General features: G+C 53.6%; 23 protein-coding genes and 1 pseudogene. 17 read left to right on the forward strand and 7 right to left on the reverse strand.

All coding sequences use genetic code 11. From position 1 onward, the window contains the following. Positions 1–473 precede the first annotated feature (473 nt). Both BG842_RS32895 and BG842_RS01770 read left to right on the forward strand, forming a co-directional pair. Positions 474–605: pseudogene (locus BG842_RS32895) on the forward strand (ribonuclease H); the annotation flags it as partial. A gap of 300 nt (positions 606–905) precedes the next feature. Beyond that, positions 906–2045, forward strand: a complete 1140-nt coding sequence (locus BG842_RS01770; protein ID WP_083252398.1) for a DUF1214 domain-containing protein — start codon at positions 906–908, stop codon at positions 2043–2045. A gap of 650 nt (positions 2046–2695) precedes the next feature. Here the strand turns inward: BG842_RS01770 and BG842_RS01775 are convergent. Both BG842_RS01775 and BG842_RS01780 read right to left on the reverse strand, forming a co-directional pair. Beyond that, positions 2696–3151 carry a hypothetical protein gene (locus BG842_RS01775; RefSeq protein WP_069449442.1) on the reverse strand — a complete coding sequence of 152 codons (456 nt, stop codon included), beginning with the start codon at positions 3149–3151 and terminating at the stop codon, positions 2696–2698. Further along, entirely contained in the window at positions 3148–3684 is a 537-nt protein-coding gene (locus tag BG842_RS01780; RefSeq protein ID WP_069449443.1) for an ArsR family transcriptional regulator, read from the reverse strand. The genes BG842_RS01775 and BG842_RS01780 overlap by 4 nt, the downstream gene beginning before the upstream one ends. 781 nt (positions 3685–4465) lie before the next feature. On the opposite strand from BG842_RS01780, the gene BG842_RS01790 reads away from it, so the two are divergent. From BG842_RS01790 to BG842_RS01800, 4 genes are all read left to right on the forward strand, one after another. Then, on the forward strand, positions 4466–6733 hold the full coding sequence (locus BG842_RS01790; protein WP_254662832.1) for a bacterio-opsin activator domain-containing protein: 2268 nt from the start codon (positions 4466–4468) through the stop codon (positions 6731–6733). Positions 6734–6962: 229 nt separating this feature from the next. Then, positions 6963–7280: a hypothetical protein gene (locus BG842_RS01795; protein ID WP_069449461.1), complete on the forward strand. Its 318-nt coding sequence runs from the start codon at positions 6963–6965 to the stop codon at positions 7278–7280. Positions 7281–8100: 820 nt separating this feature from the next. Beyond that, the gene (locus tag BG842_RS32415) at positions 8101–8223 is read left to right on the forward strand and encodes a hypothetical protein (RefSeq protein WP_256388490.1); all 123 of its coding nucleotides are present in this window, start codon (positions 8101–8103) and stop codon (positions 8221–8223) included. 261 nt (positions 8224–8484) lie between these two features. Beyond that, a complete protein-coding gene (locus tag BG842_RS01800; protein ID WP_083252396.1) occupies positions 8485–9999 on the forward strand; it encodes an amidase in 1515 nt (504 codons plus the stop codon). Positions 10000–10199: 200 nt separating this feature from the next. On the opposite strand, the gene BG842_RS01805 is transcribed toward BG842_RS01800, so the two are convergent. After that, positions 10200–11561, reverse strand: coding sequence for an aspartate aminotransferase family protein (locus tag BG842_RS01805; RefSeq protein WP_069449463.1), 1362 nt, complete (start codon positions 11559–11561; stop codon positions 10200–10202). 158 nt (positions 11562–11719) lie between these two features. Between BG842_RS01805 and BG842_RS01810 the strand changes: the two genes are divergently transcribed. Further along, the gene (locus BG842_RS01810; RefSeq protein WP_069449446.1) at positions 11720–12481 is read left to right on the forward strand and encodes a LamB/YcsF family protein; all 762 of its coding nucleotides are present in this window, start codon (positions 11720–11722) and stop codon (positions 12479–12481) included. Positions 12482–12552: 71 nt separating this feature from the next. On the opposite strand, the gene BG842_RS01815 is transcribed toward BG842_RS01810, so the two are convergent. Continuing rightward, the gene (locus BG842_RS01815; protein ID WP_069449447.1) at positions 12553–13911 is read right to left on the reverse strand and encodes an acetyl/propionyl/methylcrotonyl-CoA carboxylase subunit alpha; all 1359 of its coding nucleotides are present in this window, start codon (positions 13909–13911) and stop codon (positions 12553–12555) included. 147 nt (positions 13912–14058) lie between these two features. On the opposite strand from BG842_RS01815, the gene BG842_RS01820 reads away from it, so the two are divergent. The 3 genes from BG842_RS01820 (at position 14059) to BG842_RS01830 (ending at position 16281) form a co-directional block, all read left to right on the forward strand. Beyond that, on the forward strand, positions 14059–14964 hold the full coding sequence (locus tag BG842_RS01820) for an allophanate hydrolase subunit 1 (protein WP_069449448.1): 906 nt from the start codon (positions 14059–14061) through the stop codon (positions 14962–14964). After that, entirely contained in the window at positions 14961–15929 is a 969-nt protein-coding gene (locus tag BG842_RS01825) for a biotin-dependent carboxyltransferase family protein (RefSeq protein ID WP_069449449.1), read from the forward strand. Before BG842_RS01820 ends, BG842_RS01825 begins: the two co-directional genes overlap by 4 nt. 100 nt (positions 15930–16029) lie before the next feature. Continuing rightward, on the forward strand, positions 16030–16281 hold the full coding sequence (locus tag BG842_RS01830) for an acetyl-CoA carboxylase (RefSeq protein WP_069449450.1): 252 nt from the start codon (positions 16030–16032) through the stop codon (positions 16279–16281). 360 nt (positions 16282–16641) lie between these two features. On the opposite strand, the gene BG842_RS30870 is transcribed toward BG842_RS01830, so the two are convergent. Continuing rightward, positions 16642–16863 (reverse strand): hypothetical protein, encoded by a 222-nt coding sequence (locus BG842_RS30870; RefSeq protein ID WP_083252397.1) that lies wholly within the window; start codon positions 16861–16863, stop codon positions 16642–16644. 552 nt (positions 16864–17415) lie between these two features. Next, a complete protein-coding gene (locus BG842_RS30875; RefSeq protein ID WP_139135983.1) occupies positions 17416–17604 on the reverse strand; it encodes a universal stress protein in 189 nt (62 codons plus the stop codon). A 266-nt stretch (positions 17605–17870) separates the two neighbouring features. Here BG842_RS30875 and BG842_RS01840 point away from each other — a divergent pair, with 266 nt between their 5' ends. The 3 genes from BG842_RS01840 to BG842_RS01850 all read left to right on the forward strand — a co-directional run bounded on the left by BG842_RS01840 (position 17871) and on the right by BG842_RS01850 (position 21840). Then, on the forward strand, positions 17871–19187 hold the full coding sequence (locus BG842_RS01840) for an aspartate aminotransferase family protein (protein ID WP_069449452.1): 1317 nt from the start codon (positions 17871–17873) through the stop codon (positions 19185–19187). Between the two features lie 527 nt (positions 19188–19714). Then, positions 19715–21322 (forward strand): sodium/proline symporter, encoded by a 1608-nt coding sequence (locus BG842_RS01845; protein WP_069449453.1) that lies wholly within the window; start codon positions 19715–19717, stop codon positions 21320–21322. Continuing rightward, complete coding sequence (locus BG842_RS01850; protein WP_069449454.1) at positions 21322–21840, forward strand: hypothetical protein; 519 nt, start codon at positions 21322–21324, stop codon at positions 21838–21840. Before BG842_RS01845 ends, BG842_RS01850 begins: the two co-directional genes overlap by 1 nt. A gap of 149 nt (positions 21841–21989) precedes the next feature. Here BG842_RS01850 and BG842_RS01855 read toward each other — a convergent pair whose 3' ends face one another. Continuing rightward, a complete protein-coding gene (locus BG842_RS01855) occupies positions 21990–23462 on the reverse strand; it encodes a CoA-acylating methylmalonate-semialdehyde dehydrogenase (RefSeq protein ID WP_069449455.1) in 1473 nt (490 codons plus the stop codon). Positions 23463–23634: 172 nt separating this feature from the next. Here BG842_RS01855 and BG842_RS01860 point away from each other — a divergent pair, with 172 nt between their 5' ends. From BG842_RS01860 to BG842_RS01875, 4 genes are all read left to right on the forward strand, one after another. Further along, on the forward strand, positions 23635–24996 hold the full coding sequence (locus BG842_RS01860) for an aspartate aminotransferase family protein (RefSeq protein WP_069449456.1): 1362 nt from the start codon (positions 23635–23637) through the stop codon (positions 24994–24996). Positions 24997–25114: 118 nt separating this feature from the next. Further along, complete coding sequence (locus BG842_RS01865) at positions 25115–25627, forward strand: Lrp/AsnC family transcriptional regulator (RefSeq protein ID WP_069449457.1); 513 nt, start codon at positions 25115–25117, stop codon at positions 25625–25627. A 149-nt stretch (positions 25628–25776) separates the two neighbouring features. After that, entirely contained in the window at positions 25777–25953 is a 177-nt protein-coding gene (locus BG842_RS01870; RefSeq protein WP_217493263.1) for a hypothetical protein, read from the forward strand. Further along, the gene (locus BG842_RS01875; RefSeq protein WP_069449459.1) at positions 25953–26864 is read left to right on the forward strand and encodes a sodium:solute symporter; all 912 of its coding nucleotides are present in this window, start codon (positions 25953–25955) and stop codon (positions 26862–26864) included. Before BG842_RS01870 ends, BG842_RS01875 begins: the two co-directional genes overlap by 1 nt. The last annotated feature ends 134 nt before the right edge of the window (positions 26865–26998 follow it).

A 26998-nucleotide genomic window follows, 5' to 3' on the forward strand; every position in this document is an offset into this window, starting at 1 on the left:
GTGGTAGTAACGACGCCACAACAACAACGACGGAATGGAAACACAGACGACCTCGATCGGTAGCACGACCACAGCAGAACCGACTACTGCAACAATGACCACCACAGAACCCAGTCGGAGGCATGGACGCAGACGACGTATCTACGGCAACCAACGACCGCGAATATTGATACTCCAGAGGATAGCGAGCGCTTCCAAGCGCGTGTGACTAAAGTCGTCGATCCGACGACGCTCGAGATCAAATACGACGGGAAGAACCGAATCGTCGACTTGATCGCGTGAGTGTTCCTGAGAGCGGTCCAATCCACACGAAGGCAGTTCGCTATACGAAGTCCCAAGTGGATCATCAAATCGTGACCGTCGTCTCTGATCCACAGGTGGACACAACAGATGACGGTCACATGCACCCGTACGTCTACATCGGCAATTTCATGTTCAACACGGATTTGGTCTGTATCGGCTACGCTCGCGTGCACAGCGAGGCCGTTACGGCGGCACTGTCGAGCATTCCGGACCACCAGTACACGCATCTGGCGACAGCGACCCGAACCCCGCCGACGCATTGGCGACTGTGGTGCGATATCGCAGCCTTTGGACCGGGATAGTAGGGCACATCGCTTGAAATTCGAAATCCCGGCTCCGTCGAGATCCTTAGAAGCTACTAGAAGTCACAGACTGACTATACTCTCGACAGCCGTTCGGCAGTACGTTCCATTATTACTGAATTGAGTGAAATATCTCTTAATCGACGCCTGAACAGGTCGGTTAACTGTTCCCATCACAATCATATCTGAAATTTATGTTTTACTACCATCACCTATTTATAGGGAATTGTCGTACGAGGATGCGAGTTGGGCGGGGGTAGTGCTGTGGGCACCATGCGAGAGAAAAGAGAGACATCAACAATGAGTAACGAGACACACGACACGACGGCTGACTCCGAATCACAAACGATGCGAGCGACCCGCCGCACCGCGCTCCAAGGAGCAGGGCTTGCCAGCTTGCTCGCGATGGGCGTGGGCAGCACCAGCGCCCACCAGATTTCCGCGGTCTCGACCGGTCAACAGCGCCGGGAACAAGAGTCGACGGATACCGATACGGTCCCAGTAACGTGGGCGAACTACCCACGCGCCAACTGTCATGCGTCGTTTCAGTCAGCCGCCGACAGGGGTGGGTTTGGACAGCTCTATAATGTCCGAAATATCGCTCCTGTCAAGGATCAGTTGGACGTCGAGACAAACCGTGATACAATCTACTCATATGGAGTCTTTGATCTGACCGAGCCAGTCACCGTCACGCTCCCCGACAGCGGTGACCGATACATGTCAATGAATGTCCAGAATGAGTGCCAATATGTGAAGCTGAGTGTCACCGAGCCTGGCACGTACACGATAACACAAGATATGGTGGAGACGCGGTATGCTGGCGTCGCGATCCGCATATTTGTTGACCCTAACGACTCGGACGATGTGAAGCAAGTCCAAAAACTCCAGGACGAAATCGACGTGGAACAGGCATCGGAAGGGTCGTTCGAAATTCCCAACTGGGATCCACAATCATTCAAACAACTCGACGACGCGCTCACGACAGTCTTTACCACGCTCGAGAACTTCTCGGACGCGTATGGTGACGTCGGCCAGGTTGACCCCGTGAAATTTTTCGTTGCCAGTCCGTCGGGGTGGACCGGCGTCCCGCAGCCGTCGGAAGCGCTCTTTCTCCAACGAATTCCTACCCAGAATGACGGTCAGACGCCATACGAACTCACCGTCGACGAAAATGTTCCCGTCGACGCGTTCTGGTCAGTTACCGTCTACAACCGTGACCTCTACCTCGAGGAGAACAAGTACGACGCGTATTCGGTCAACAATGTGACCGCAAAGCGGGACGCTGATGGGAGTGTCACGATTCATTTCGGTGGTGATCCCGACCAGCCGAACTTCATCTACACGCCAGAGGGGTGGCACTATATCGTCCGGCTCTACCAACCCCGCAAGCCAATCATCAACGGGAGTTATCAGTTCCCCGAAGCCCAACCGGTTGAGTGATCCGAGCGCATAGATCGTCTTGGCGTTTCTGGCGACTAAATCGTCGTGATATCGAACGTCGACTCGTCTTCCATCTTCCACCTTCCATCGACGGTCGTGTTGAATTTTCCTCTATATCTGTCATACAATTTCTAACAAACTACTGGTGGGTGACGTTCAACCGCTGTCTCGTCAGTTTGGAACACTTCAACAAGTTCTCAACAATGTCGTCCTCGGCTATCACTGGTGAGGTAGTCGATTAGAACTTTGTAATAAAGGGAGTTCACGAGAGCGACCTCCCTCCGCTTCGCAGAAATAGACACACCACCGTAATCAGCGCTCTACTACCACCAAGTGTCACCGCCAATGCAGTGTGAATCTCGTGTTGTGGTACCGCCCGAGCGGGGTTCTTCGAACTCCCATGATTACAACGATATAATCTGCTCTTTCGTGGTTAGTTTCGTCCCGTATTAGCTTCGTGTGTCCGCATTCTCCCTGCCAAATCGGGATGGGCGAACGTGATCTCGATGTGCTGGCTACCAACGCCCATGGCGTCGTCAACTGACAACATTCTAGACGTCTCGTAGCTCACGACGGGCACACATTCGCCCATCTCTTTGCGGTTGCAGACGTTTCGAATTCATCAATTCGGGTGGCTTTTTGCTCGGTGGTCACCCTTGTGACTGCGCTTCCCACTGCTGAGCGATGCGCTGTTCGATGGCAGCAAGTACCGTCGAGAGCACATCTAACGGATGCACTGATTCGAGCGAAATATCCTCAACGTCGTTTCCATCTAGCGGCTGGTGAAAGTGGAGGCGGTCGGTATGTGAGTTGGGGTGGCGATTCCACCGACATTCCCAGTGGTCATCATCGTGTGTTTCGATGTAGTGGATCGAGAAGTCGCCGGTAGAAAACCATCGGATTTCCAGCCGAGCAGCGTCGACCGTTGATGGATAGCGACCGGTATCGAGTAGTGTACGAAGTAATCTAGGTTCGTAGCTGTCCGGCGCGAACTCCGTCGCGGCAACGGTCGGTTCGTCGGCGAGAATCTGTTCCAGGAGACGGAGGGTTTGCCGATCTGGCGGCCCTGTCGTATTAACGCCGTCATCAGTTGGCGGTGGACTCATGCCGGGACGAGATGGCCGTCATTTTGCGCTAGTTGCCGTGCGAGTTCGTAGAGGCGAATATCGCGCTCAAGAGCATGCCATTCACTCACTGCCTCCATTCGTTCGTGGATCGCATCGTGGTCGTCCTGTGCAAAGACCTCGACCGAGGATGGATCTGTAGTTTCGAATCTGTCTGCGAACTCCTCACGGTGGGCTTCCAGTCGCTGGACTCGCTCGATGATGTCGTCGACCGTGAGGTCAGTCGCGATGCGACTGGCTTCTTGCCATTCGAGATAGCCCTCGTTGCGCTCATATCGAGCCGGGCGACTCTCGCCGTCAGTACGGGCGATTCCCATCTCGACAAGTCGTTCGAGGTGTTTTTTGGCGGCGTTCGGTGAACACTCTGCGGTCTCTGCGATGTCAGCATAGGGGGTCGGTGTCGTAATTCCAAGGACCGTATCGTAGACCCGCCCGAATGTGTCAGTGTTTTCACGCCATCGCTGTCGGATGTTGTTGGTGGCGTCTGCGTCGGGGGTGGCATCGAACTCGGTCATTGATACTGCTATGGGCCCGTATCGCAATATATTTTTGGCACTCACAAATATTTGGATAGGATGGAAGAGACGAGGGATAGAGATCTGTACCATGCAAAAATGTTGATGAAGTACTTCGGGAAGGTCGCTGGTGAAGACGAGTAGACGTATCGGGGCATCGAGTGTCGATAGCGAAGTACGCCGTCGTCTATCGACGATGCGCAGAAAGCGTTGATTCGAGCGGTCGATGCGTATCACAATCCGGAAGCAGTTTGTGAGGAATTGCGACCGTGGATTGATCGCCTTGAGCGTAGGGCGGTTGATCCACGCGAGTTGGTGATCACGAATTGGGGGTTCGAAAAAGCGGGAGGATTACATGCAATCGACGCGGAGTGTGGCAGTGTTGGAGCTGGTAGCTGATTTGGGGTTGGAGCGTGCGCCTGGCCAGAGTACCTCGTACGTGGTGGTTGATGATTCGAAGCGGTCGCGGAAACGAGTGATGTTGGCAAGTAAGGAACTGGACGAATATGATTCTGATCCTATAGGCTTCCGCAGTCCTGTTAAATAGAGGACGTGTGTCTTGCACGGCGTCGTGTTCGGGTGGTACTGACAAAGTGGTGTATACTGGCAGTTGAATAGACATGTGGATCGCTCAATATTGTGTTCCCCATCAAGAGCTGGAGGCTGAACGTCCTCGCTGTAGGATCTCGGTGGACAATGATCTCTCAGCACGTGCATCGTGACGTTCGAACATGATTTCCATTCACAGAATTCTTTTGTCTCCGTGGGACCTTCTGGGTGTATGAGTTCTTCCACCCTCTCACCGGGCAGAGTGCTGGAGGTGGTCGACACGCTTGGGCCTCCCGGTACGCCATTGACGACTCCGGAAGTTGCCGCTGAGTTCGACTGTACAGACCGGACGGTCTACAACAAACTAGAGACGCTCGTCGCAGACGGGCCACTCAAGACGAAGAAGGTCGGCGCGCGCGGACGTGTGTGGTGGCGACCCGTCGGCAATGAAACGGAGGGTCCCAGGAACTCGAATGGGCCGCGAGAACGGGTTCGCTCTCACCCCGTGTTCGACTCCGGGATGGTCGGTGTCATCGTCTGGGGGAGCGACTTTACCATCAGGGACGCAAACACCGCCTTCCTGGAAATGGCCGGCATGGAGTACGAAGAGGCACTGGGTACGTCGTGGCGCGACCTCACTCCCGAGGAGTTCTACCAGGATTCGAAGCGCCACATCGAGCAAGTCGAGGAGACCGGTAGTGGCGTTCCCTACGAGAAGCAGTATTACCACAGCGACGGTTCATGCTGGTGGGGGCTGTTCGAATCGCGAGCGCTGAACGACAGCGAGAAGGTGGAGTTTGTCATCGAAATAACCGATCGCAAGAAGAGCGAGGTAGCGCTCGAACGGCTCAACGACGCGTCGCGGGAGCTAATCGACACCAATACGGAGACCATCGCTGACCGCGTTGCGTCGCTCGCGCTCGCGATACTCGACGTCGAGTACGCCGCACTCTGGCGGTACGACGATCGGAGTGGGGACCTCGAAGAACACGTTGCCCACGCGGCCCAGGACGGAGACGTCGACGCGTTCGGTCTCCCGTCCGACGTCTCCGACTGGGTCTGGCAGACGTTCATCGACACCGACGTCCACGTGGAGAACGACATCGACAGCCAGATGGGCGAGTCGTCGCCGTTGCGAAGCTGCGCATTCGTTCCGCTGGGCCGACACGGCGTTGTGTCGTTCGGCTCGACGCAGGCCGACACCTTCGACGAGCACACGGTCGAGCTCGCCGAGACGACTGCCGCGACCGTCGAAACAGCGTGGGACCGGGTCCAAGGCGAACAGCAGTTGAGCGAGCGCAACGAGGAACTTAAACGTCTCGACAGGTTGAACGCGCTCATCCGGGGTGTCCACCAGCACCTGGTGGACGCCGACAGCCGCGAAACCATCGAACAGGCCGTCGTGGAGCAACTCGCTGACTCTGCCCTCTACGAGTTCGCGTGGATTGGTACGCGTGACCCGGGCACAGACACCGTCACACCCCGGGAGTGGGCCGGCGTCGACGACGGCTACCTCGACACGCTTTCGATTTCGACAGAGAGAACCGGTCTCGATGAGGATCCTATCGCCGCCGCCATACGAACGACCGACGTACAGGTCGTCGCGGACGTCGCTATCGACCCACGCACCGCCCCGTGGCGGGAGGCCACGCTCGATCGCGGGGCGCGGTCGTGTATTGCTATCCCGCTCCGGTACAACAGGTCGAGATACGGCGTGTTGGCGGTGTACACCTCTAGTCCTCAGTCCGACGAGCGCGACCACGCCGTGCTCAAGGAGCTAGGGGAGACGATCGCCCACGCTATTGACGCCGTCGAAACCAAGCGGACGCTTTTGACCAACAGCGTCACCGAACTCACGCTCGAAATTCGGGACGAGAGCAGTGTCCTCACCGTACTCGCCCGGGAGGCCGACTGCGAAGTCGAGTTCGACGGGCTTGTGCCCCAGAGCGACCGCGTGGCCCGCCTGTTCTTCGCGACGCGGGACGTGGCTGCCGAGACTGTGCTTGACGTGGCTCGGCGTCTGCCCGGCATCGACGAGATAACGCTACTCCGTGAGACAGAGACCGAGAGCGTCTTCGAGGCGACGGTCACCGGATCAACACTCGCATCATACGTCATCGAGAACGGCGGCCTCGTCCGCTCGCTCACCGTCACCGCCGAGACGACCACCGCCGTCATCGACCAGCCTGTTGGCACGACCGTTCGGGAGTTCGTCGAGTCGATACGGACCGAATATCCGAGTGCTGACCTCGTGGCTCGGCACTCGCGCGACCGCCCAATCAGGACTCGTGAGGATATGCGAGCGGCCCTCTCGGAGCAGCTCACGGCCCGGCAACGCGAAATCCTCGAAATAGCGTACCGGAGTGGGTACTTCGAGTCTCCGCGTGTCCAAACCGGCAATGACCTCTCGGAAGCGCTGGACATCACGCAGTCGACGTTCTCCCACCATCTCCGAGAGGGCGAGCGGCGGCTCTGTGAGCTGGTATTCGACTCGGCCTAACCATCTACAGATGAACAAGGCGAGTGCCTCGGGACTTGACCCCGAGGCAGTTCACTCCCGACTGTAAATCGGTTTGGAAACGTCATTCCAAAACTCTCGGTGACCAGCGTCACTCGGTTGTCTTCTAGATAATACCCATCGAGCGACGACGCCACCGAATAAGTTCGAACACACACTTTCCCTTCCGTGGCTTCAACAGGCGTCCATGGTTTACCAAAACGGAGGAATGATGAACGCTGAACGCTTCTCGTCTGAACTCTCACTGGACGATGTCTTCGACGTGCTCGCAAACAGATACCGACGTCGACTCCTTTTTGCCCTGATCGATCATAATGCCCAGGACGACAGTACACGAGTTTCTGCCGACGTCACCATCGAGGACGAGAATGCAAACCACCTCAAGATCCAGATGGTTCACACCCACTTACCGAAGCTCGACGAAAGGGGGTTGATCGAGTGGAATCGTGACAGCAACCAGGTGGAGAAAGGCGCCCGGTTCGAGGACATCCGGCCGCTGCTGGAGTTGATACGCGACCACGACGACTAGTTCTGAGTTATGTCAGGTGATGTACTAGAACTCAATATTGTGCTGTCACGTGGCCGTATCCGCGACATATCGACCCGCCAGTTCAGGCATACCGGGCAAGGAGAGGCGATGTCCCCGTCCGTGCTGATTCCATCCTCTATACGCAGCACTTAATTCGTGTCCTCTGTTGAGGGTCGACATTCAGCGAAGTTACCTGCAGCTAACTCCGTTCCGGATGGCGTCAGTTCGAGTGTGGTATCACGAATGTACCGCAGTGTGTGGATTTGTGTGTATCCCGGCGAATCTAGGCGGAACGCGCTCGGTGGTTTCACGGAGGTCATCGCGCCGCTCGTCTGGAACGGCTAATTTCGCAACGACGATACGTCGAATCCCGATCCCATATACAGCACCAACTAGTATAACTGTATGAAAGTTGGCCAGCTGGTTGAGACGGTTGTGTAGTGGAGTTTACGCGATTCCTGCCCGGCCTAAAGGACGGGATTCCCTCGCTGTTTAAAGATGGAGAGAATCTCGGGTTGGCTTATATTCGCTTTTACCGTAGACTCTGACGGTGACTCAATGTGCCGACAATTGTCCAATGGTTACTCCTCCTCCTTGGTGGGTTCGTTGCGTTGACGGCTATCGGAGGAGGGATTGCGATGACAACTGGAATCGATCCGCTCCCACGGGAATGGCTCGACGGAACCCCGTTCGACACCTTCCTCCTCCCCGGTCTACTGTTGGCAGTCTTGGTTGGTGCAGTGCAGCCATTGCCACCTATACAATGGCAACGAATCCGCCAGCTGGAGCGCTGCTCTCAGTAGTCGCTGGTGGTCTTCTCATGAGCTGGATTATCGTTGAGGTTCTGATCCTCAACCAACCATCATGGACGGCAACTGAAGGGATCTATTTCGTCATCGGGGCAGTCATGGTGGGCTTGGGGATTTTCCACGGCTGGTCATGAAGACGGCGCTGTATCCCCGCCCTCAAGGACGGGGTTTTAGCGCCTGCATTAAAGATAATCGATACTCCGTGGATTCAGCAATCCGTTCTTCTAAGAATCACAGACGTTCACACTTATCCTGGGAAGCAGCGAGGCTCCGCTCCACATTGTAAACGACACACTTGATGATGAGTTCATGGAACTGCTGTTCTGAGTAGCTCAGATCAGAATCCACGGTAGCATTATACATACCGAGATGATACCTCCATAGGGGGCGTACCGATGTCATCACCATCATTCGAACTATTAGAAACGACTATCGACCAAATCCACCACGCATACGAAGAGGGAGATTTGGACAGTCGCGAACTCGTCGATAGCTATCTCGAACGCATCGAAGCGTACGACCAAACTGGTCCGGAGATACAATCTATCATCACTATCAATCCGGCTGTCCGAGAAAGAGCCGAGGAACTCGATCAGGCAGTAGAAGAATCGGGCAACCTCGTCGGGTCACTTCACGGTATCCCGGTGGTTGTGAAGGACCAAATCAAGACAAAAGGAATCACCACAACGTTCGGTTCTATTGCGTTCGAAGACTATGTTCCAGAGCAAAGCGCAACAATTGTCGAGCGGCTCAACGACGCCGGCGCAATCGTCCTTGCAAAGACGAATCTCCCCGATTGGGCAACTTCCTGGTTCGCATTCTCGTCTGTCCTTGGACGAACGAAAAACCCGTATGCACTCGACCGTGATCCGGGCGGCTCGAGCAGTGGGACTGGTGCTGCGGTAGCTGCCAATTTCGCTTCAGTAGGTATCGGCGAAGACACGGGGGGTTCGATCCGATTGCCAGCGTCGTTCACAAACCTCTTTGGCCTCCGTGTCACGCCAGGGCTCATTAGTAGAATGGGCATGTCACCGCTCGTCATCTCACAGGATACGGCTGGGCCGATGACTAGAACGGTAAAAGATGCCGCACTGCTACTCGATGTACTCGCTGGATACGATTCGGCCGACCCATACACAGTCACGAACGAACTGACTCATGTGGATGGGACATACGTCGATCAACTGTCGGAGGATGGTCTCGACGGTGCTCGAATCGGTATTCTCCGCGACAAATTTGGTGACGACTCCGATCCAGATGCGGAGCCGGTCAACCGACTCGTCGAGGAGACAATCGAACTCATGAGTGATGCTGGTGCGGATATCGTCGACCCAGTTCAAATCGGTGATATTGACTACTACGTCGAAGAAACTTCCTTGTATCTCGTCCAATCGAAGCGAGATATCAACGATTTCCTGACGAATCAAGTGGATGCGCCGGTCGACTCGGTTGAGGAAATCTACGAACAGGAACTCTATCACGAACTCCTAGATCTACTCGAAGGCATCGCGGAGGGTCCTGCTGACCCGGAAGACGATCCTGACTACTGGCGAAAAATCGTCCTTCAGGATACTTTCCAACGAATCCTCCTCAATACGTTCGCCGAACATCAACTCGACGCGGTCCTTTGTCCGGACGTGCAGGTAGTCCCGCCAAAAGCGGACGAAGTGCGATCCGGTGCACTCGATACGCTCACGTTCCCAACGAATACGGTCATCGCGTCACAGGCTGGTTGCTGTGCGATGTCGGTACCCGCAGGAGTAACTGACGAGGGACTTCCTGTTGGCGTCGAACTCATCGGCAAACCGTATGACGAAGCGACGTTGTTGAAACTGGCGTACGCCTACGAGCAGACTGCAGACCCGCGCGTCGTTCCGGATACGACACCAGCACTCGAATCAGAAGAGTAACGCGGCACGTACAATTTTACACGATCGAGAGGAGTACAATCACACGGTCTAGAGGAGTACAGGTTGAACGCCATGGAATCGCTCGAAAAATCAGAGGGTTTCCCTATCGACGAGACATCTCTGCCATCCCGACTCACTGACTTCGAGGCTGTCTACCATCTAACAACAGTCGAGCCACCTTCTGTGGCAGTCTGCGATACTCATGTGTGAGTTTCAACCCCGTCGATGACGATATCCATACCAACCTCGACCTGTTTGTCAGTGACGACGAGCGGTGGGATGATTCGGAGAACGTTTCCATTCCGACCAGCGGTCCACACTAAAACACCGTGCTCGTAGCAATATTGCTGAATTGCCTTCACCAGTGGCTTGTTCGGGTTCCCATCTTCATCGACAAACTCGACGCCTATGAAGAGGCCTTCGCCTCGAATCTCTCCGATTTGTGGTGTTTCATCCGCGATTTCTCGGAACCGATCCCGAATATTCGTTCCCATCTCACGTGCATGAGCAAGCAGATCGTGGTCTTGAATATACTCGATTGCACGAACTCCTGCGCGCATTGCGGGGACATGACCACGATAGGTTCCGACGTGCCCTCCTGCATCCCACGTATCGAGATCTTCGTGGTACATCGTCGCGGAAAGAGGAAGGCCGATGCCGCCAATTGCCTTTGCCATCGGCATTATGTCGGGCGTCACGTCTTCCCATTCAGTCGCAAACCACTGCCCAGTTCGTCCGAAACCGGTCTGGATTTCGTCGACTATGAGCGGGATATCATTGTCCGTCGTTATCTGCTTCAACCCGCGGAGGAATCCTTCTGGAGGCGTTACGACGCCCCCTTCTCCTTGAATTGGTTCGACCCAGATGCCAGCGGGGTCGGCAATACCGCTGTAGGGGTCCTCGACAAGTTCTCGAACGTCGGACAACGCTCTCTCGCATGCCTCGTCATCTGAAAGTCCTTGTCTGAAGGGATATGGATACGGAACATGATAGACGTCCGGAAGAAGCGGCTCATATGCCCGTTTGTACTTTCGCCCTCCACCGAGACTGAGCGCGCCGGAAGTCGCCCCATGATAGGCGCCGCGGAAGGCTATGAGTCCCGTATTTCCAGTGTTGTATTTTGCTATCTTGAGTGTCGCCTCGATGGCGTCGCTCCCGGTCGGTCCGCCAAAGACCACTCGATTCTCATCTGGGAGGGAACCAGGCGCAATCTCGTTCAACTTTTCGATGAGTTCGATGCGGGCTTCGGTCGGAAAGTCGATCGAGTGAACGAGTTTCTCTGTCTGGTCCTGGACGGCTTCGAGCACGTACGGATTCGAGTGACCGACGTTGAGAACACCGATACCAGCGAAGAAATCGAGAAACGTGTTCCCGTCCACGTCACGAATCGTTGCCCCTTTCGCCGAGTCGATAGCTATTGGGACGCTTTTTGGATACGCGACGGCAGCGCTATCGATCTTCCGCTGTTTGTCGAGGAGTTCTTGAGATCGCGGTCCTGGAATGCGATCGACGTCAGGTGCCTCGCTAAAATGAAGTTCGTCGATTGGTGGACTGCTAGCCATACCCATTCTAGGAACAGAGAGACGAAATACGTTACCAGCAACAGATCGCTGTATTTGCTACGATGTATGTCGCACTGCAAGCGTTCGGACGACAGGAATACTGACTGCTCTCCATAGGTGACCGAAGTTATTTCTCCCTCTCTGGCAACGTATTCGGTATGGTAACGATAGACATCAACTGCGATATGGGGGAGAGCTTCGGGAACTGGACGATGGGACGGGATGCGGAAGTGATGCCATACATCACCTCCGCCAATATTGCGGGTGGATATCACGCGGGCGATCCGCACGTGATGGACGAAACCGTTACCCTCGCTGTCGAACACGACGTTGGAATCGGAGTCCATCCTGGTCTCCCGGACAAGATGGGATTCGGTCGTCGAACGATGGACGCGAGTCCCGAAGAAGTCCGTGACTACGTCACCTATCAGTTGGGGGCGTTGCAAGCGTTTGCCGAGCGACACGGAACGACCGTCCAACACGTCAAACCCCACGGCGCGATGTATTCGATGCTTTCGGAGAGTGATGAGCACGCTCGGGCGGTAATGGAAGGGATTCTCGACGTGAACGAGGACCTCATTTACCTCGCGACGGATATGAATATTTACGAGGTCGCACAGGAGTACGACGACCTTCGCGCTGTGTTTGAGGGGTACGTCGATCTCACGTACCGTCCGGATCGAAGTCTCATCGTCGAACAGCAGATGGAGCCGAAAGACCCGAATCTAGTCGCGGAACGATTTCTCGATATCGCACTCGATGGGACGGTGACCGCCGAAGACGGAACGGAAATCGACGTTCCTGCAAAGAGTATCTGTATTCACGGTGATGGACCGAACGCCGTTGAACTCCTCGAAACCATTCACGAACAAGTGGACGAACACGATATCCAACTCGCGCCACTAGACGAAATCGCCTAAGAAGGGAACATCGAGTTGGCCATCGAATTAGTTCGGCAGTTTTGTCCCGTGTTTGAAGAATTCTCGTCTTCTCACTCCGCGTCCTCGGAGGGCATACTGAACTCCTCATCGATGTACTTCGTAGAATAGTCGCCGTTGTGGAAGGCATCGTCATCAAGCATCGCTAAATGGAATGGAATGGTAGACGGAACGCCTTCGATTTCAGCCTCCTGAAGTACTCGTCTCGCTCGTTGGAGGAGGTGTGGCCGATCTTCCGCTGCGACGATGAACTTGGCGATAAGAGAGTCGTAGTAGGGACTGATTGTATCGCCTTCGTCGATTCCGTCGTCGACCCGGGTTCCGATTCCACGCGGTTGTCGATATCGGTCAACCGTCCCTGGCATCGGCGCGAACTCGTTAGACGGGTTTTCCGCGTTGATGCGGAACTCCATTGCATGACCGCGGGGGTGGATATCTTCTTGGTCGAACGTGAGTGGTTCCCCCGCGGCCACTCTGAGTTGCCACTGAACGAGGTCGAGTCCTGTGACCATCTCCGAGATTGGGTGTTCGACCTGGATTCTCGCATTGACTTCGAGGAAGTAGAACTCACCATCCTCGTACAGAAACTCCACCGTTCCGGCGTTTACATAGTCTGCTTCAGCGGCCCCTGTGCGCGCAGCGCGCCGTATGTTCTCTCGCTCTGTGGTGGTCAATGCTGGACTCGGCGTCTCTTCGATGAGTTTCTGCTGTCGACGCTGGATACTGCAGTCACGTTCGCCAAGGTCACGAACGTTACCGTGTTCGTCACACAGGATTTGGACTTCGATATGTCGGGGGTTTTCGAGATAGCGCTCGACGTACACGTTCGAGTTGTCGAAATAGGCCTCGCCCTCTCGTTTGGCGTTCGTAAATTGCTCTTCGATTTCGTCTTCAGCGTGGACAACTTTGAGACCCCTACCGCCACCCCCACCATCGGCTTTGATCGCGATTGGATACCCGTGTTCGTGGGCAAATCGGCGTATTTCCTGAATGTCACCGACCGGTTCTGTAGTGCCAGGGACGATCGGGACGTCCGCCTGTCGCATTATTTTCCGAGCCTTTGTTTTTTCACCGAACTGTTCCATAACCTCACTCGGAGGGCCAACCCAGACGAAATTGCTCTCTTCGACTGCTGAAGCGAACGACTTGCTCTCGGCGAGGAATCCATATCCCGGGTGGATAGCATCGACCTTTGCTCTTCGAGCAGCGTCAAGAAGTGAGTCTTGATTGAGATAACTCTCGCGAGCGACCGAGGGACCAATGTGGTACGCTTCATCCGCGAGGCGAACGTGGCGTGCGTCTTCGTCCGCATCGCTATAGACAGCTATCGACTCGATATCGAGTTCATTGCAAGCTTGGATGACTCGGACAGCGATCTCACCACGATTCGCGACCATTACACGATCGAACATCGTGTGTGCATTGGTTCCGTGCCATATAATACCGAAGCACGCCCGATCGTGTTGTTCGATAACAACGATTCTCTCCGAAGTTACTCCCGTTGGCGTGCTGATCGGCGATAACTATACGGTATCGCATGAGGTGTGTTTGTTTATAACATGGGTGGAACGCAAATCCAACGAACGGAGTTACCGTCACCACGGTACGAATACGGCGGTGACGACCACATTTTCGTCGAGTTAGACCAGGAGATGAGTTTCGACGCCAATTTCAAGGCGATGGCGATTACCCAACAGATTCGAGAGATGGATCTGTCCGGACTTATCGAAGTTTGTCCGGCAAACGCGTCCTACCTGCTTCACTTCGATCCGGAGCTGATCGAACCGGATACGCTCATTGCCAAACTGAAAGACCTCGACCGGGAGATACACCTCTCCGAATACGAGTGGGAGACTCGTATCATCGATTTTCCCGTGCTCTACGACGACCCTTGGACACATGAAACGCTGATGCGTTTCCGTGATAACCATCAAGACCCGGACGCGACCGACTTGGAGTATTCAGCACGTATCAACGGATTCGAAAGTCCGGAGGCATTCATCGATGCGCACGCCGGGGCTCCGCATATGGTAACCATGATTGGGTTCGTGCCGGGGCTTCCGTGGACGTTCCAGATGGTCCCTCGTGATGAGCAGATCGAAGTTCCAAAATACGTTCAACCCAGAACCGATACCCCAAGCCGAGCCGTTGGTTACGGCGGTGCGTTTACGGCGATTTATCCAGTGCAGGGTGCTGGCGGCTATCAGTTGTTCGGTCGGACGCCTGTCGAAGTATTGGATGTCGAGCAGAATCTCCCCGATTTCACGGAGTCGATGGTGTTCCCACAGCCCGGAGATATAATGAAATTCAGAAAGATCGACCGAGGTGAATATGACCGTATTCGGTCGAAAATCGACGATGGTACGTTCGAATATCGGTATGAATCGGTCACGTTCTCACCGGAGGAGTTTTTCGAAGATCCAGAGACGTACAACGAGCAACTCGTGGAGGTGCTGTACGAATGATCGAAGTGTTGGAACCCGGAATCTCGACTACGGTTCAGGATCTCGGACGATTCGGACACTATCACATTGGGATGCCTCCATCCGGGGCGATGGATCTGTTCTCCCACAAGGTCGCAAATTATCTCGTCGGTAACGACGAAAACGAAGCCACGCTGGAAATCACGTACCAGGGACCAGATCTCAAATTCGAAGTGGACACCGTCATCGGAATCGCCGGTGCCGATATGGACGCGACGATAAATGATGAACCAATCGACAACTGGGAATCACATCAAATCAGTGCTGGCGATGTTCTCTCGTTCAACTTTTCCACTGAGGGTGCGCGGAGTTATCTCGCCGTTGCCGGTGGGATCGATGTGCCGCTCATGATGGAGAGTCGGTCAACGTACACGCTTATCGGAATTGGTGGCCACGAAGGACGATCACTCGAAGGCGGTGATACACTCCCAATCGCGAATGTGGGGAACGATTCAGTATCGGACAAAAGACGCGTGTCTGAGGAACACCGGCCGGTATACAGTGATATGGACCCAATCCGGGTTGTAATGGGTCTGTGTGACTATCGCCTCACCGACGAGAGCAAAGCGGAGTTTTTGGAGACTGAGTGGACTGTGACCCCGGAGGCAGATCGTGTTGGGTATCGCGTGGAGGGAATCGACCTCGATTTCATCGAGCGGGAACAGCCGTTCGGCGCGGGAACTGACCCTTCAAACGTCGTGGATCTGGGCTATCCAGTCGGGTCGATTCAAGTCCCAGAACAGCCAATCGTTCTGATGCGAGATGCCGTGACCGGTGGGGGGTATGCGACGATTGGGACCGTTATCAGTCCCGACCGTAACCGTCTCGCGCAGCATCGTACCCATCAGTCGTTTTCCTTCGAGGCTGTGACCATCGATGAGGCACTGGCTGCCCGAAGAGACCACACCGAGCGACTCGACGCAATCCAATCCACACTTATCAAATGATACAACCATCGAATAGAACTCGTTCACGACACTCCACTGGACGAAGCATATACAAACGTATCCGGAGTAGCGATACTGATGATACACTGGAGACCAAATCATGGCTGAAAAAATAACGATTCAATCCCCGATGCCCGGCGTCTTTTATCGGCGACCGGACCCGGACGAACCGATCTTCGCCACGGAGGGAGATTCCGTCGAAGCAGGAGACGTTATTGGCCTCGTCGGTGTGATGAAGAACTTCCACGATATCACGGCTGAACAGTCGGGGACGGTTACCCAGTTTTTCGTGGACAACGAAGCGGAGGTCGATGCTGGTGCAGATCTAGTCGAGATTGAGATTAGCAATTGACATCCTCCGCACGACCGAAGTCGTAGGCTTTCTCCTTGACTTCGTGTGAGCCAACATATGTGATTGCGGTTATCGAACCGTTTGAACTCGTTATCACGAGCGAGATCGCGGAGGAGCGTGGGTGGCCACGTCGCTTCGAGCTTTTAGAGGTAACTCTCTTCCAAGCAGGGTTCGTAGCTGGACTGATTGCGGCAGCGGGAATGGTTTCTATCTTGTACGCACTCTACGCGCCGAATCCCGGAAGACCCAATTCATCGAATCAGGTGTTGATGACTCTGTTGAAACCCCGGTAGTTGGACACTTTGTCACCACTGAAACAGCCGCTAAGTAGGGAATATGCGAATCGAACAATCCAGCCGACTAGCAACAGCCGCTTTCGTCGGGATTCCACTCACATGCATCACCTGTCGTGAGGTCGTTCTCGTCTATGTATGCCGATAGACAAGCATAGTTACAGAAGTACACGGGCGAGTTACACTGGTCTTCACAGTCGCGTACACAGATTGGGTCGTGGTCGAAAATCCGGGATTCACAGTATGCACAAGTCTCGTCCGCATCGGGTTTTGAGACAGTCGTGGACATACCCCGAGTTATGGGATGGGCAACAGAAAGCGTTTCGTGGGGATGCCGATAAGTAGACTGTCTGTATTGCCCAATTCCTGGTTAATTTGTTCAGTCGGTTGTTGCGGTATGATACACCGCGGCCCCAGAAATGAGCGCAATCACTAACCCAGCACCCGCACCGATTGTGAGTCCCGTCGAGGTCTCGCCACCCATAATTTGGGCCATCACTATTCCCCATCCCGCACCAATTCCGACTCCGATCCCGACACCTGCACCGATAGCTTTCGAGCGAGTCGAGTTGTTAGTTGTACTCATACTAGTATCACCGCGCCTCTTGCAAATATCAATGGTCGGGACAGTGATAACCGCTTGGTTCCGGGCCGGTAGTAGCCGAAGGATGGTTTCGACCTGCCGCAGCGAGTTCAATTTCAGTAGACTTCACCCGATCAGATCGTATTTGCAGGCTTCGTTGCGTACTTCTCGTACCGGTTAGACAACACCCCTTCTGGCCTCGTTTTCTGCCGTCAGCAAGCGATTCCCTAGAGTGTTGGTTCTGTCCTATCTCCCGTCTCATTCTCCCTCGACGGACGTCTTCACGATCGTCACCGGCCGTTCGGACATATGAGCGATCCGTCCGGCAACGCTGCCGAGCATTCGCCCGTATTCGCCGGACCGATTCTTTGATTCGACGACGGCCAGTCCGATATCTGCTTCGTCCACGTATTCGAGGATTTCCCTGTGCGGGATGCAGTGTCGAATCTATGTAATTGTTGGAATGTTCGTATCGGCAGCCTCCTGTGCAATGTCTTCGACGCCGTCCGTCCCGTTCGTACGCACGGCCAGTACGGGAAGCCACCGAGGCCGTCACAGTTGCAGTTGTCGGGTTCGGCACCGTCTTCGCTGTCCTCCAACGGGTAGGCCTCAAACGTCTACACAGATCTCCTCTGAACAGAGCATCCTTGTTCTTGATATTTTCGAATATTTTCCAACCAAGAGTTCATAGTCTTGGACAAAAATGATGTGGTATGGCACACCAGGAGGCGAATACAGGAAATGCATCGTCGATTCATCACTGGTATGATCCACACAGTACTCCAGCGAATATAACTGGTGGTGATGGTATCACTGTCTGGGACGACAACGGCAATGAATACCTCGATTTCTGCTCACAATTGTACTGCACAAATCTGGGTCATAGCAATGAAGCTGTACTCGAAGCGATGGATGAGCAGGCACGCACAATTCCGTATGTCTCGTCCGCAAAGCGCACACCAGCTCGTGAAGAGCTTGCAACACAACTTGCCCAAATCGCACCAGATGGGTTGTCAAATACTTTCTTTTCGATCTCCGGGAGCGAAGCAAATGAGATTGCAGTCCAATTCGCTCGCGAATACCACGATGCGCCCACAGTTCTCACGCGATGGCGATCCTATCACGGTGGGACATATGGTGCTGGTGCCTTGACTGGAGATCCGGAGACGAGAGCAACGATCGAGCGGCATGCGGCGACCTCCGGTGCAGCAAAGTTTCTCCCACCCATTCCCAAAGCATTCGATACAAACGATCCGGCCGAGCTCGCCCGTCAAGCTGGTGAGCACCTCGAATTCGTGATTCGAAACGAAAATCCCGATTCGATCGCGGCGATACTAATGGAGCCGATTGCTGGTACGAGTGGGGCATTCCCCGCACCACCAGGCTATTTCGAGCACGTTCGGGACCTCTGCGATGAGTACGATATTCTTCTCATCGCTGATGAGGTTATCACCGGCTTTGGGCGCTGTGGGGAGTGGTTTGGAATACAAACCGAGAACGTCTCCCCCGACATGATTACCTTTGCGAAAGGAATCACAAGCGCCTATTCACCGCTTGCTGGCGTCATGACGACTCCAGAGGTCGCGTCGTTCGTTCAAACGAACGGGTTCGATATCGGACAAACCTTTGGCGGCCATCCAGTCGGCTGTGCTGCTGGGTGTGCTGCAATCGATGAATATGCGGATGGTGTCATCGAAAACGTGGCTGAGTTAGAACCGACGATTCGATCCAAATTGCAAGCAATAGAAGCAAATCACCGTGTCGTCAGCGATGTTCGTGGCCGCGGATTCTTATGGGCAGTCGAATTTGCAGACCCAAAAACGGGCAAGCCATTCAACGATCCACGCGTTAGTGACGAGGAGAATCCAGTGACGAACATTCTTCAAGCGACTCGTGAGTGGGGAGTCATGTTTGGTGGGGGCCGTCCGGGCTTCCAGATAATCATCGCGCCACCGCTGATTGCTGATCAAGCCGATTTAGAGCAGGCGCTGGACATCCTTGACGAATCGATCACCGCCGTCTTCGAGTAAACGTCTCGAGGTCAAAGCCAGCGGCATTCGGCCTATTCAGCCTGTAGAGACGACACTGGTAACACGTTGTTTTTTGCCACTATCACTCTCAGATTTCGAGATTAGGGGGTAAAATATCATACTCAGATATGGTTTGTTACTACTCCATTCTCGTCACTGTGTACGTTTCATAATGACTGACTAGAGAAAGATACGTGTTCTTAATTTAAATATTAAATATATTATAACATCTTCACCCCAAGATTTATTTGACATGCTTGCACTTACCAAGCTGAGGATAATGTACACCCAAAAACGAATAAGGCAGAATAATATACAGAATAGTGCACTCAAAAGAGAAAAATATCCACAAAGGAGGTCGCGCTGATGTCGATATTCGGTCTGGATATGACTACGGTAGTACTTCTTTTTGGATGGATTCCGTTCTGGTGGGTCGTCGCAGGAATATCCCTACACCGAATGAACAAAAACGATGAGCGGACAGGGAACGAAACGCCACTAGACGGCTCGGAGGGGGAGAGATATACATGATTCAGTGGACGCTCGTTATCCCGTTCGTCGTGTATCTCTTATCGCTACTTGGGTTCGGGTATATTGCAAGTACTCGGCTCAACGACCTCAGTGACTATCTTCTGGGCGGCAGGTCTATTGGGAGTGGAGTAACGGCGTTGACGCTCCAAGCAACATCGATGAGTGGCTTCATGTTTATGGGGGGACCTGCACTCGCTTTCAAACAAGGTCTTTGGGCCCTCTGGTATGCTGCAGGTGATTTTGGTGGTGGATTGGTCAACCTCGCTGTTCTCGGACGGAACCTTCGACGGATTACAGAAGCATTCGGTTCACTGACGCCGATCGAATGGCTAGAAGACCGATACCCTCATCCCAGTATCCGTATCACAGGTGCAACGATATCGATCGTGTTTCTTGCAGTGTATGTTTTCGCCCAGTTTATTGCGGCGGGGAAGGCCATCGAAGCCATTAGTGGTCTTCCGTTCATCTACGGGATTCTCATCGGTGCTGGAATCATCGTCCTCTATACATTTGTCGGGGGATATCTTGCCGTCGCTTGGACAGACGCGTTCCAAGCCATCGTAATGGCAGTCGGTATCAATATTATTCTCATCGCTAGTATACTGGAAGTTGGGGGAGTCACGGCATTGTTTAACAAAATTGCTGCAGAAGACCCGACTTATCTCTCGATTTGGGGGAAAGGCCTGTCTCACCTCGGCGAATATGGTGTGATTGCTGGTGCGGTCCTCATTTACTCTATCGGGTATATGGGGCTTCCACACGCTGTTGTTCGCCATCTGAGTATGAATGACCCAAACACGGCAAAGCGAGCAAGCGTTTGGAATATCTTTTACAATACGTTCTTTGTCTATCAACCGTACCTTCTGGGATTGGTTGCGATCGTCTTATTGCCGAACCTCAATGACCCAGAGATGGCGATCCCACGGCTAGCGATGTCTCTTCTGCCAACAGCGGTCGCTGCAATCATTTTATCGGCACTCATGGCAGCGGTGATGAGTACCGCAGATTCGATCCTCATTATGGCTGGATCGATACTCTCCCGAGATATCGTTCAGCGATTCGCCGCGAAAGACGTCTCTGACGATAGAATGTTCCTTTGGTCACGCCTTCTAGTACTCATCATCGGTATCGTCGGTGTCATCGTTGCAGCGATACAACCCCCTGGCGTCTTCGACCTCGTCATTTTCGCGTTCGGCGGTCTAGGTACTGCATTTCTCGCACCAAACGTGGCTGGAGTGTATTGGGACCGCGCAAATTGGAAAGGAGCACTCGCGGGTATGCTCGGCGGTGCAGGGACCAATGTCATCTGGACAGCAGGTGAACTCCAGGCTGAAACGGCCCTTCATCCCTTCTTTGCGGGACTCATTGCATCGATACTGTTACTCGTTGTTGTGACGCTTTTCACTGCACCACCAAAGGAAGAAGTCGTTTCTCTCGTGCGTCGTGCTCGTGCATCCCAATCAGCACCGGCTGGAACCGTCTCACAATCTGCTCGATCATTGGCTCCCGAAGCGCGAGCGATTAGTGACCATCTCTCGGTAGATGATCACACAGAGGCGAAGAAAACGGTGGCCACCGAAACAACCGTAGAGGAGGGACTGTGATGTCTACCACTCCACAGAGACAACAGGTCAAGGTCTTCGATCGGGAAATTTCCGAGGCGGAAGCCGAGTCGATTCTCTTCGGAACAGACGAGGAGATACTGGAGACGACGGCGGAACACCCTATCTATTACCCCTATCAAGTCTTTTCCTTTGATCTACATGCAGAAGCACTTTTGAACGAGTTGGATGATCGCGTTCACTGTGGTATCGATCTGTGCCATGGTAAGGAGTTATTCATCAACCGACTTCCGACTCTGCACGAAAAAACGGTTGAAACGGACATGCTTATTCCTCCGTCGGGTTCCATTGCTGACCCAGAAACAGCAGCACGCAATTATCTCCTCGAACTTGTACGGAAAGAACTCCGCAGCAGCCGGCCTCCCGATTTCACAACCGTTGAGAATCAAAGACTTCATCGACCATTCCATATAGTGGAGTGTCAGACCACTAGCGGGGATTTCCTCACGTACATTGTCGATGGTGTGTCCGGTGATTTTCATCGCCTGTATCTAAACTGACGATAGCTAACGTAACGGTCGTTTTCAACCGCTTCTAAGAACTGTTCTATGGGCATCTTCCCACACAGTATGGATAGAAAATAGTCAATTATAGCCGCGGAAAAGGGCAAAATCGAGGAAAATCTACAGCCGGAGCAGCCCGAGGCGGTTCACGCGTCTGGCCAGCGTTCGATGTAGACTGCCTTGTCGGTATAGAAGTGAATCATATCTTCGCCCTGTGCGTGAAGATCACCGAAGAAAGAATCCTTCCAGCCACCGAAATGGAAAAACGCCATTGGAGCCGCAGTGCCGGTATTCACACCGAGATTGCCAGCTTCCACCGTATGACGGAATTGGCGAGCATCGCTCCCACGGTCCGTAAACAAGCTCGCGGCATTGCCGAAACGGCTTCCGTTGACGATAGAAAGCGCGTCTGCGAAGTCTTCAGCACGGACCAGCGCCAACACCGGACCAAATATTTCTTCCTGAGCAATACTCATACTCGGATCGACATCCCCGAATATCGTCGGCCGGAGGAAGTTTCCTGCCTCAGGTGTCTCGAGCGTGCGACCATCTACGAGCAGGGTAGCACCGTCATCGATTCCTTCCTGAATATACTGCTCGACACGGCTTTGATGCTCGGAGGTGATCAGCGGTCCCATTTCCGCGTCGTCGTCTAAGCCATTTGTTACGGTAAGGTCGGAGGCGATATCCGTGACGCGATCAGCAAATTTGTCATAGATCTCATCGACCACGACGGCGACTGGATTAGCGAGACATCGCTGGCCGGAATTCGCGAATGCCGAGCTGACGGTTTGCTCAGCCGCGAAGTCGAGGTCAGCGGACTCGGCGACAACGATGTGATTCTTCGCGCCTCCCTGTGCTTGAACCCGCTTCCCGTTCGCTGCAGCCGTCTCGTAGACATGCTTTGCGACGGGTGTACTCCCGACGAACGAAACACCAGCGATACCTTCGTGTTCGAGGAGCGTATTGACGGTATCTGGGCCACCATTTACCAACTGAAGGATTCCGTCCGGGAATCCCGCCTCTTCGACGAGATCGAATAAGTATTGGGCAGTGAGTGGGTCTCGTTCACTCGGTTTAAGAATGAACGCGTTGCCAGTCGCAACAGCATATGGGAGGAACCACAAGGGAATCATTCCCGGGAAGTTGAATGGGGTAATCGCAGTGAAGACTCCGAGTGGTTTGCGAACTGCAGTTTCATCGATGTCCGGGGCAGCATTTGGAAGATGCCCGGCTTGCATCATCGATGGAATTCCACAGGCGACTTCGACATTTTCGATGCCGCGTCGAAGCTCGCCTTTGGCCTCCTTGAACGTCTTCCCGTGCTCTTTAACGAGAAGTCTCGCCATCTCGTCTTGATGCTCATCGAGAAGTTGTTTCAAACGAAACAGTGGCTGTATACGTTCTTCTACGGGAGTCTCGCGCCATTCCTCGAACGCTTGCTGACCCTGCTGTACTGCGTCGTCGATATCGGACTGGGAACTAAATGTCACGTGAGAAATCGCGTCACCAGTTGCTGGATTCACGATCTCTTGACCATCACTACCAGACGGGGAATTCCAAGACCCGCCAATATAGTTCTGTACGTCTCTGTTCTCGATTGATGTTCCGAGTGTCATGCAACGTGTTTTCATTTGTCCCACACCTTATAATCCTTTCTCACGGAATCCAATATAAAAGCCAGATACAAGAACAGAATTCTGAATAAAGACCGAATACAGGATTTTGTCCCAATATATTGCTATTTGGCCAAAGATTAATCAACACCAAGTGAGTAGACATCACGTGACAATGTCTGGTCAAGAGAGCGTCGCTGGGTCCGACCTGAACGAGATCGAACAGATGGACAAGAAACACGTTTTTGGAACCTGGTCGTTCCAAAGTGAAGTCTCACCCACACAGGTTACAACCGCATCCGGGTACACCTTTTCCGATGCATCAGGTAACGAGTTTATCGACTTTTCTGGACAATTGATGTGTTCTAACCTCGGTCACTCTGCAGAGCGCATCGAAGATGCCGTCGCCACTCAAGTCAAGGAATCTGCATACGTCGCACCAAGCTATACGACGGAAGCGCGAGCAAAGCTCGGAAAGAAACTTGCGGAAGTTACGCCTGGAAATCTTTCGAAAACGTTCTTTTCGACAAGCGGTACGGAAGCCGTGGAAGCCGCAATTAAAATCGCACGCTTTTACACAGGCAAGCAGAAGATCATTTCGAGATATCGGTCGTACCACGGTGCGACGTACGGTTCTATCAGTGTGACCGGTGATCCCCGCCGACTCGCTTCCGAACCGGGAATTCCAGGGACAATCAAGGCACCAGACCCGTACGCGTATGGATCGTCACTTGATCCGATGCAGAGTCTCGATTATATCGAGGAGATGCTTGAACTCGAGGGAGGGACTGTTGCCGCAATACTCGTCGAGCCAATCGTCGGCTCGAACGGCATCCTCGTCCCACCAGATGAGTACCTTCCTCGCCTCAAGAGAATCGCACACGAACACGGTGCATTGCTGATTTGTGACGAAGTAATGTCTGGATTTGGTCGAACCGGCAATTGGTTTGGGTGTGACGTGTTCGATGTCGAGCCAGATATCATGACGATGGCTAAGGGTTTGACTGGGGCATATCAACCCCTCGGTGCAACGATAGTGAATGAGACGATCGCCGACCACTTTGAGGACAATATGCTCTGTCACGGTCACACATATTCAGGTCACCCGGTAGCGGTTGCTGCTGGCCTTGCGGCCATCGAAACGTACCAACAGGAGGACCTCATCAACCGTGCCAAAGAGCGAGGCGAATATCTCGAAACGCAGCTTGCGGATCTAGCGGCTGACCATCCGAGTGTTGGAGACACACGCGGGGTTGGGCTCTTCCATGGAATCGAACTGACGAGAAGTTCGGAAGAGCGGGTGCCGTTTGGAACACGCGAGGATAAAATCAGTAAAGGAGGGACTATCGTGGATGATGTTGCAAAAGAGGCGTACGAAAACGGCGTCTATGTCGCAAACATGATTAATACGCTCATCATCGCACCACCACTCACGATTACGGAACGTGAAATAGATGCGGCCATCGCAGCCTTGGACACCGCCCTCGAAACGTCGGATGCCGCAATGGACGGCGTTTCCGAGACTACAGAAGAATAACACTGCACCAACGAACGGTGTCCAAGACCGTTCTTCCGAGAATACAGAAGGCAGGATATTTTCCAAGCAACTGGAAAAGTTGAGAATTTTTTTAAGCGCGCCTCGTCAAGCAGCACCCATGAGTGAGACGGAAGAAAGTTCAGTCAAATTAGATGAAATGGACCTCGCCCTCTTGGAACGAGTTGAAACAGATTTCGATGTCAGTCTAGAGGAACTTGCCGGAGAACTCGATCTTTCGAAATCAGCCGTGCATTATCGGCTGAATAAATTGAAAGACAGTGGTGTTATCGAGGGGGTTACAGCGGATTTGAACCCTCTCTCTTTCGATCTCGAGATGGTGGCTATCACCGATGTGTCGGTTACTCACGAGCAAGGCTACTCCGAAACGATTGGCGAGCAACTCGCGACAATCGACGGTGTTGAGCAAGTCTACTATACAATGGGGGATACGGACTTCGTCGTCATTAGCCGGGTTCAAGATCGTGATCAGATGAACGATCTCATCGACGAGATGGTAGCGATCGAAGGTATCAACGAGACATCGTCCAAGTTCGTCATGCAGGAAATCGAAAACGGACGGAAGATCGTCGGAAACATGTCAGATCGGGTGGTGGAGTCGATCATTGGATAAACAAAGGGGGACGCGATACTGGAGTCCACAAGAATAATATCCACATTTAAACCGTATCTATTCAACATCGTTAGCTGAATTCGTGTGATTTTAAAAAGTAATATTATTTAGGCAGTAGATTTAAGTCCCCATGTCATCACATGACGTGTGTGATACCATCACTAGCAATCCTTGGATTACCAGTAGACATGTTTGTTGTTTTCATCGCAACAATCATAGTAGGAAGTATCGGTGCCATACATTATCTGATCGTCCATGTTCTCGGCGGAAAACCGTTCGAGGAAATCGACCACCAAGACAAACAAACCTCGGAGGTTAGCCAGTAATGGCGGTGAATTATTTTTATCTTGGCACGTTTATCCTCTACCTCCTGATAGTCCTCGCAATCGGCGTTTGGGGGTACTTCAAAACAACCGACGTGAGCGACTTCTGGGTGTATGGGAAGGACTTGGGGCCATGGTTGGCGACATGGTCCTTCGTCGCGAACTTCGTGAGTGCAGTAAGCGTAATCGGATTTATTGGGTCTGTCTATGGCGGTGGGTACTCGATTCTCACCGGCATCGTACTGGGATTGATGCTCGGAATTAGCGGACTCTATTTCGTCGTTCATCGGGTCCGGGCACTCGATGAAATCACCTTCCCGGATATTGTCGCTAATATTACGGGTCGAGAGTGGGCGAGACCAGTCACGGCAGTTCCCCTGCTCGCTAACGCATGGATCTATCTCATCATGCAACTCGTCGGAGCAAGCCTCCTCGTGACGACCATCACCGGGGTGCCGTACAAATACATGATTTGGGTTATCGGGTTCGTATTCATCGTCTATACCGTTCTCGGTGGAATGGTAAGCGTCGCCTGGACGGACCTTCTCCAAGGAACCGTCATGGTCGCAACGGTACTCGCGGCGCTCGTGTATATGACGGTCACACAGGGTGGGTTGACCGCAATCAATACCGAGTTTGCGACGATGGGCACGGGCAACGTCGCCCCACTCGGTGCAGGAGCCTACACCCTCATCGGCCTTGTCGGGTCGCTTATCGCGTTCTTCGGGACGATTTTCACGGGACAGAACTACATCATCCGCATCAATGCGACGAGGGACATCAAAACCGCAAAGTTCCATCTTGCTGCATCGGGAGTGATCCTCTCGGTCTTCTATGCGGCGCTCGTCCTCCTCGGAGGAGCGACGACTGTCGCACTCAATGGGAGCGGACTCGGTGTGGATAACGGGGGGTGAACGAAGCTGCGGTCCGTCACGAGCCTCGGTTCGTCGCCCGGAACCACGGTCGCGCCGAGATAGTACGCGAGGGTGCTCGCCGAATATATCATCGGCAGTTCGGGCGGAAGCTCGATTCGGACCCCCGTCTCCGG

This window comes from Haladaptatus sp. W1, assembly GCF_001723155.1.
Lineage (GTDB): Archaea > Halobacteriota > Halobacteria > Halobacteriales > Haladaptataceae > Haladaptatus > Haladaptatus paucihalophilus.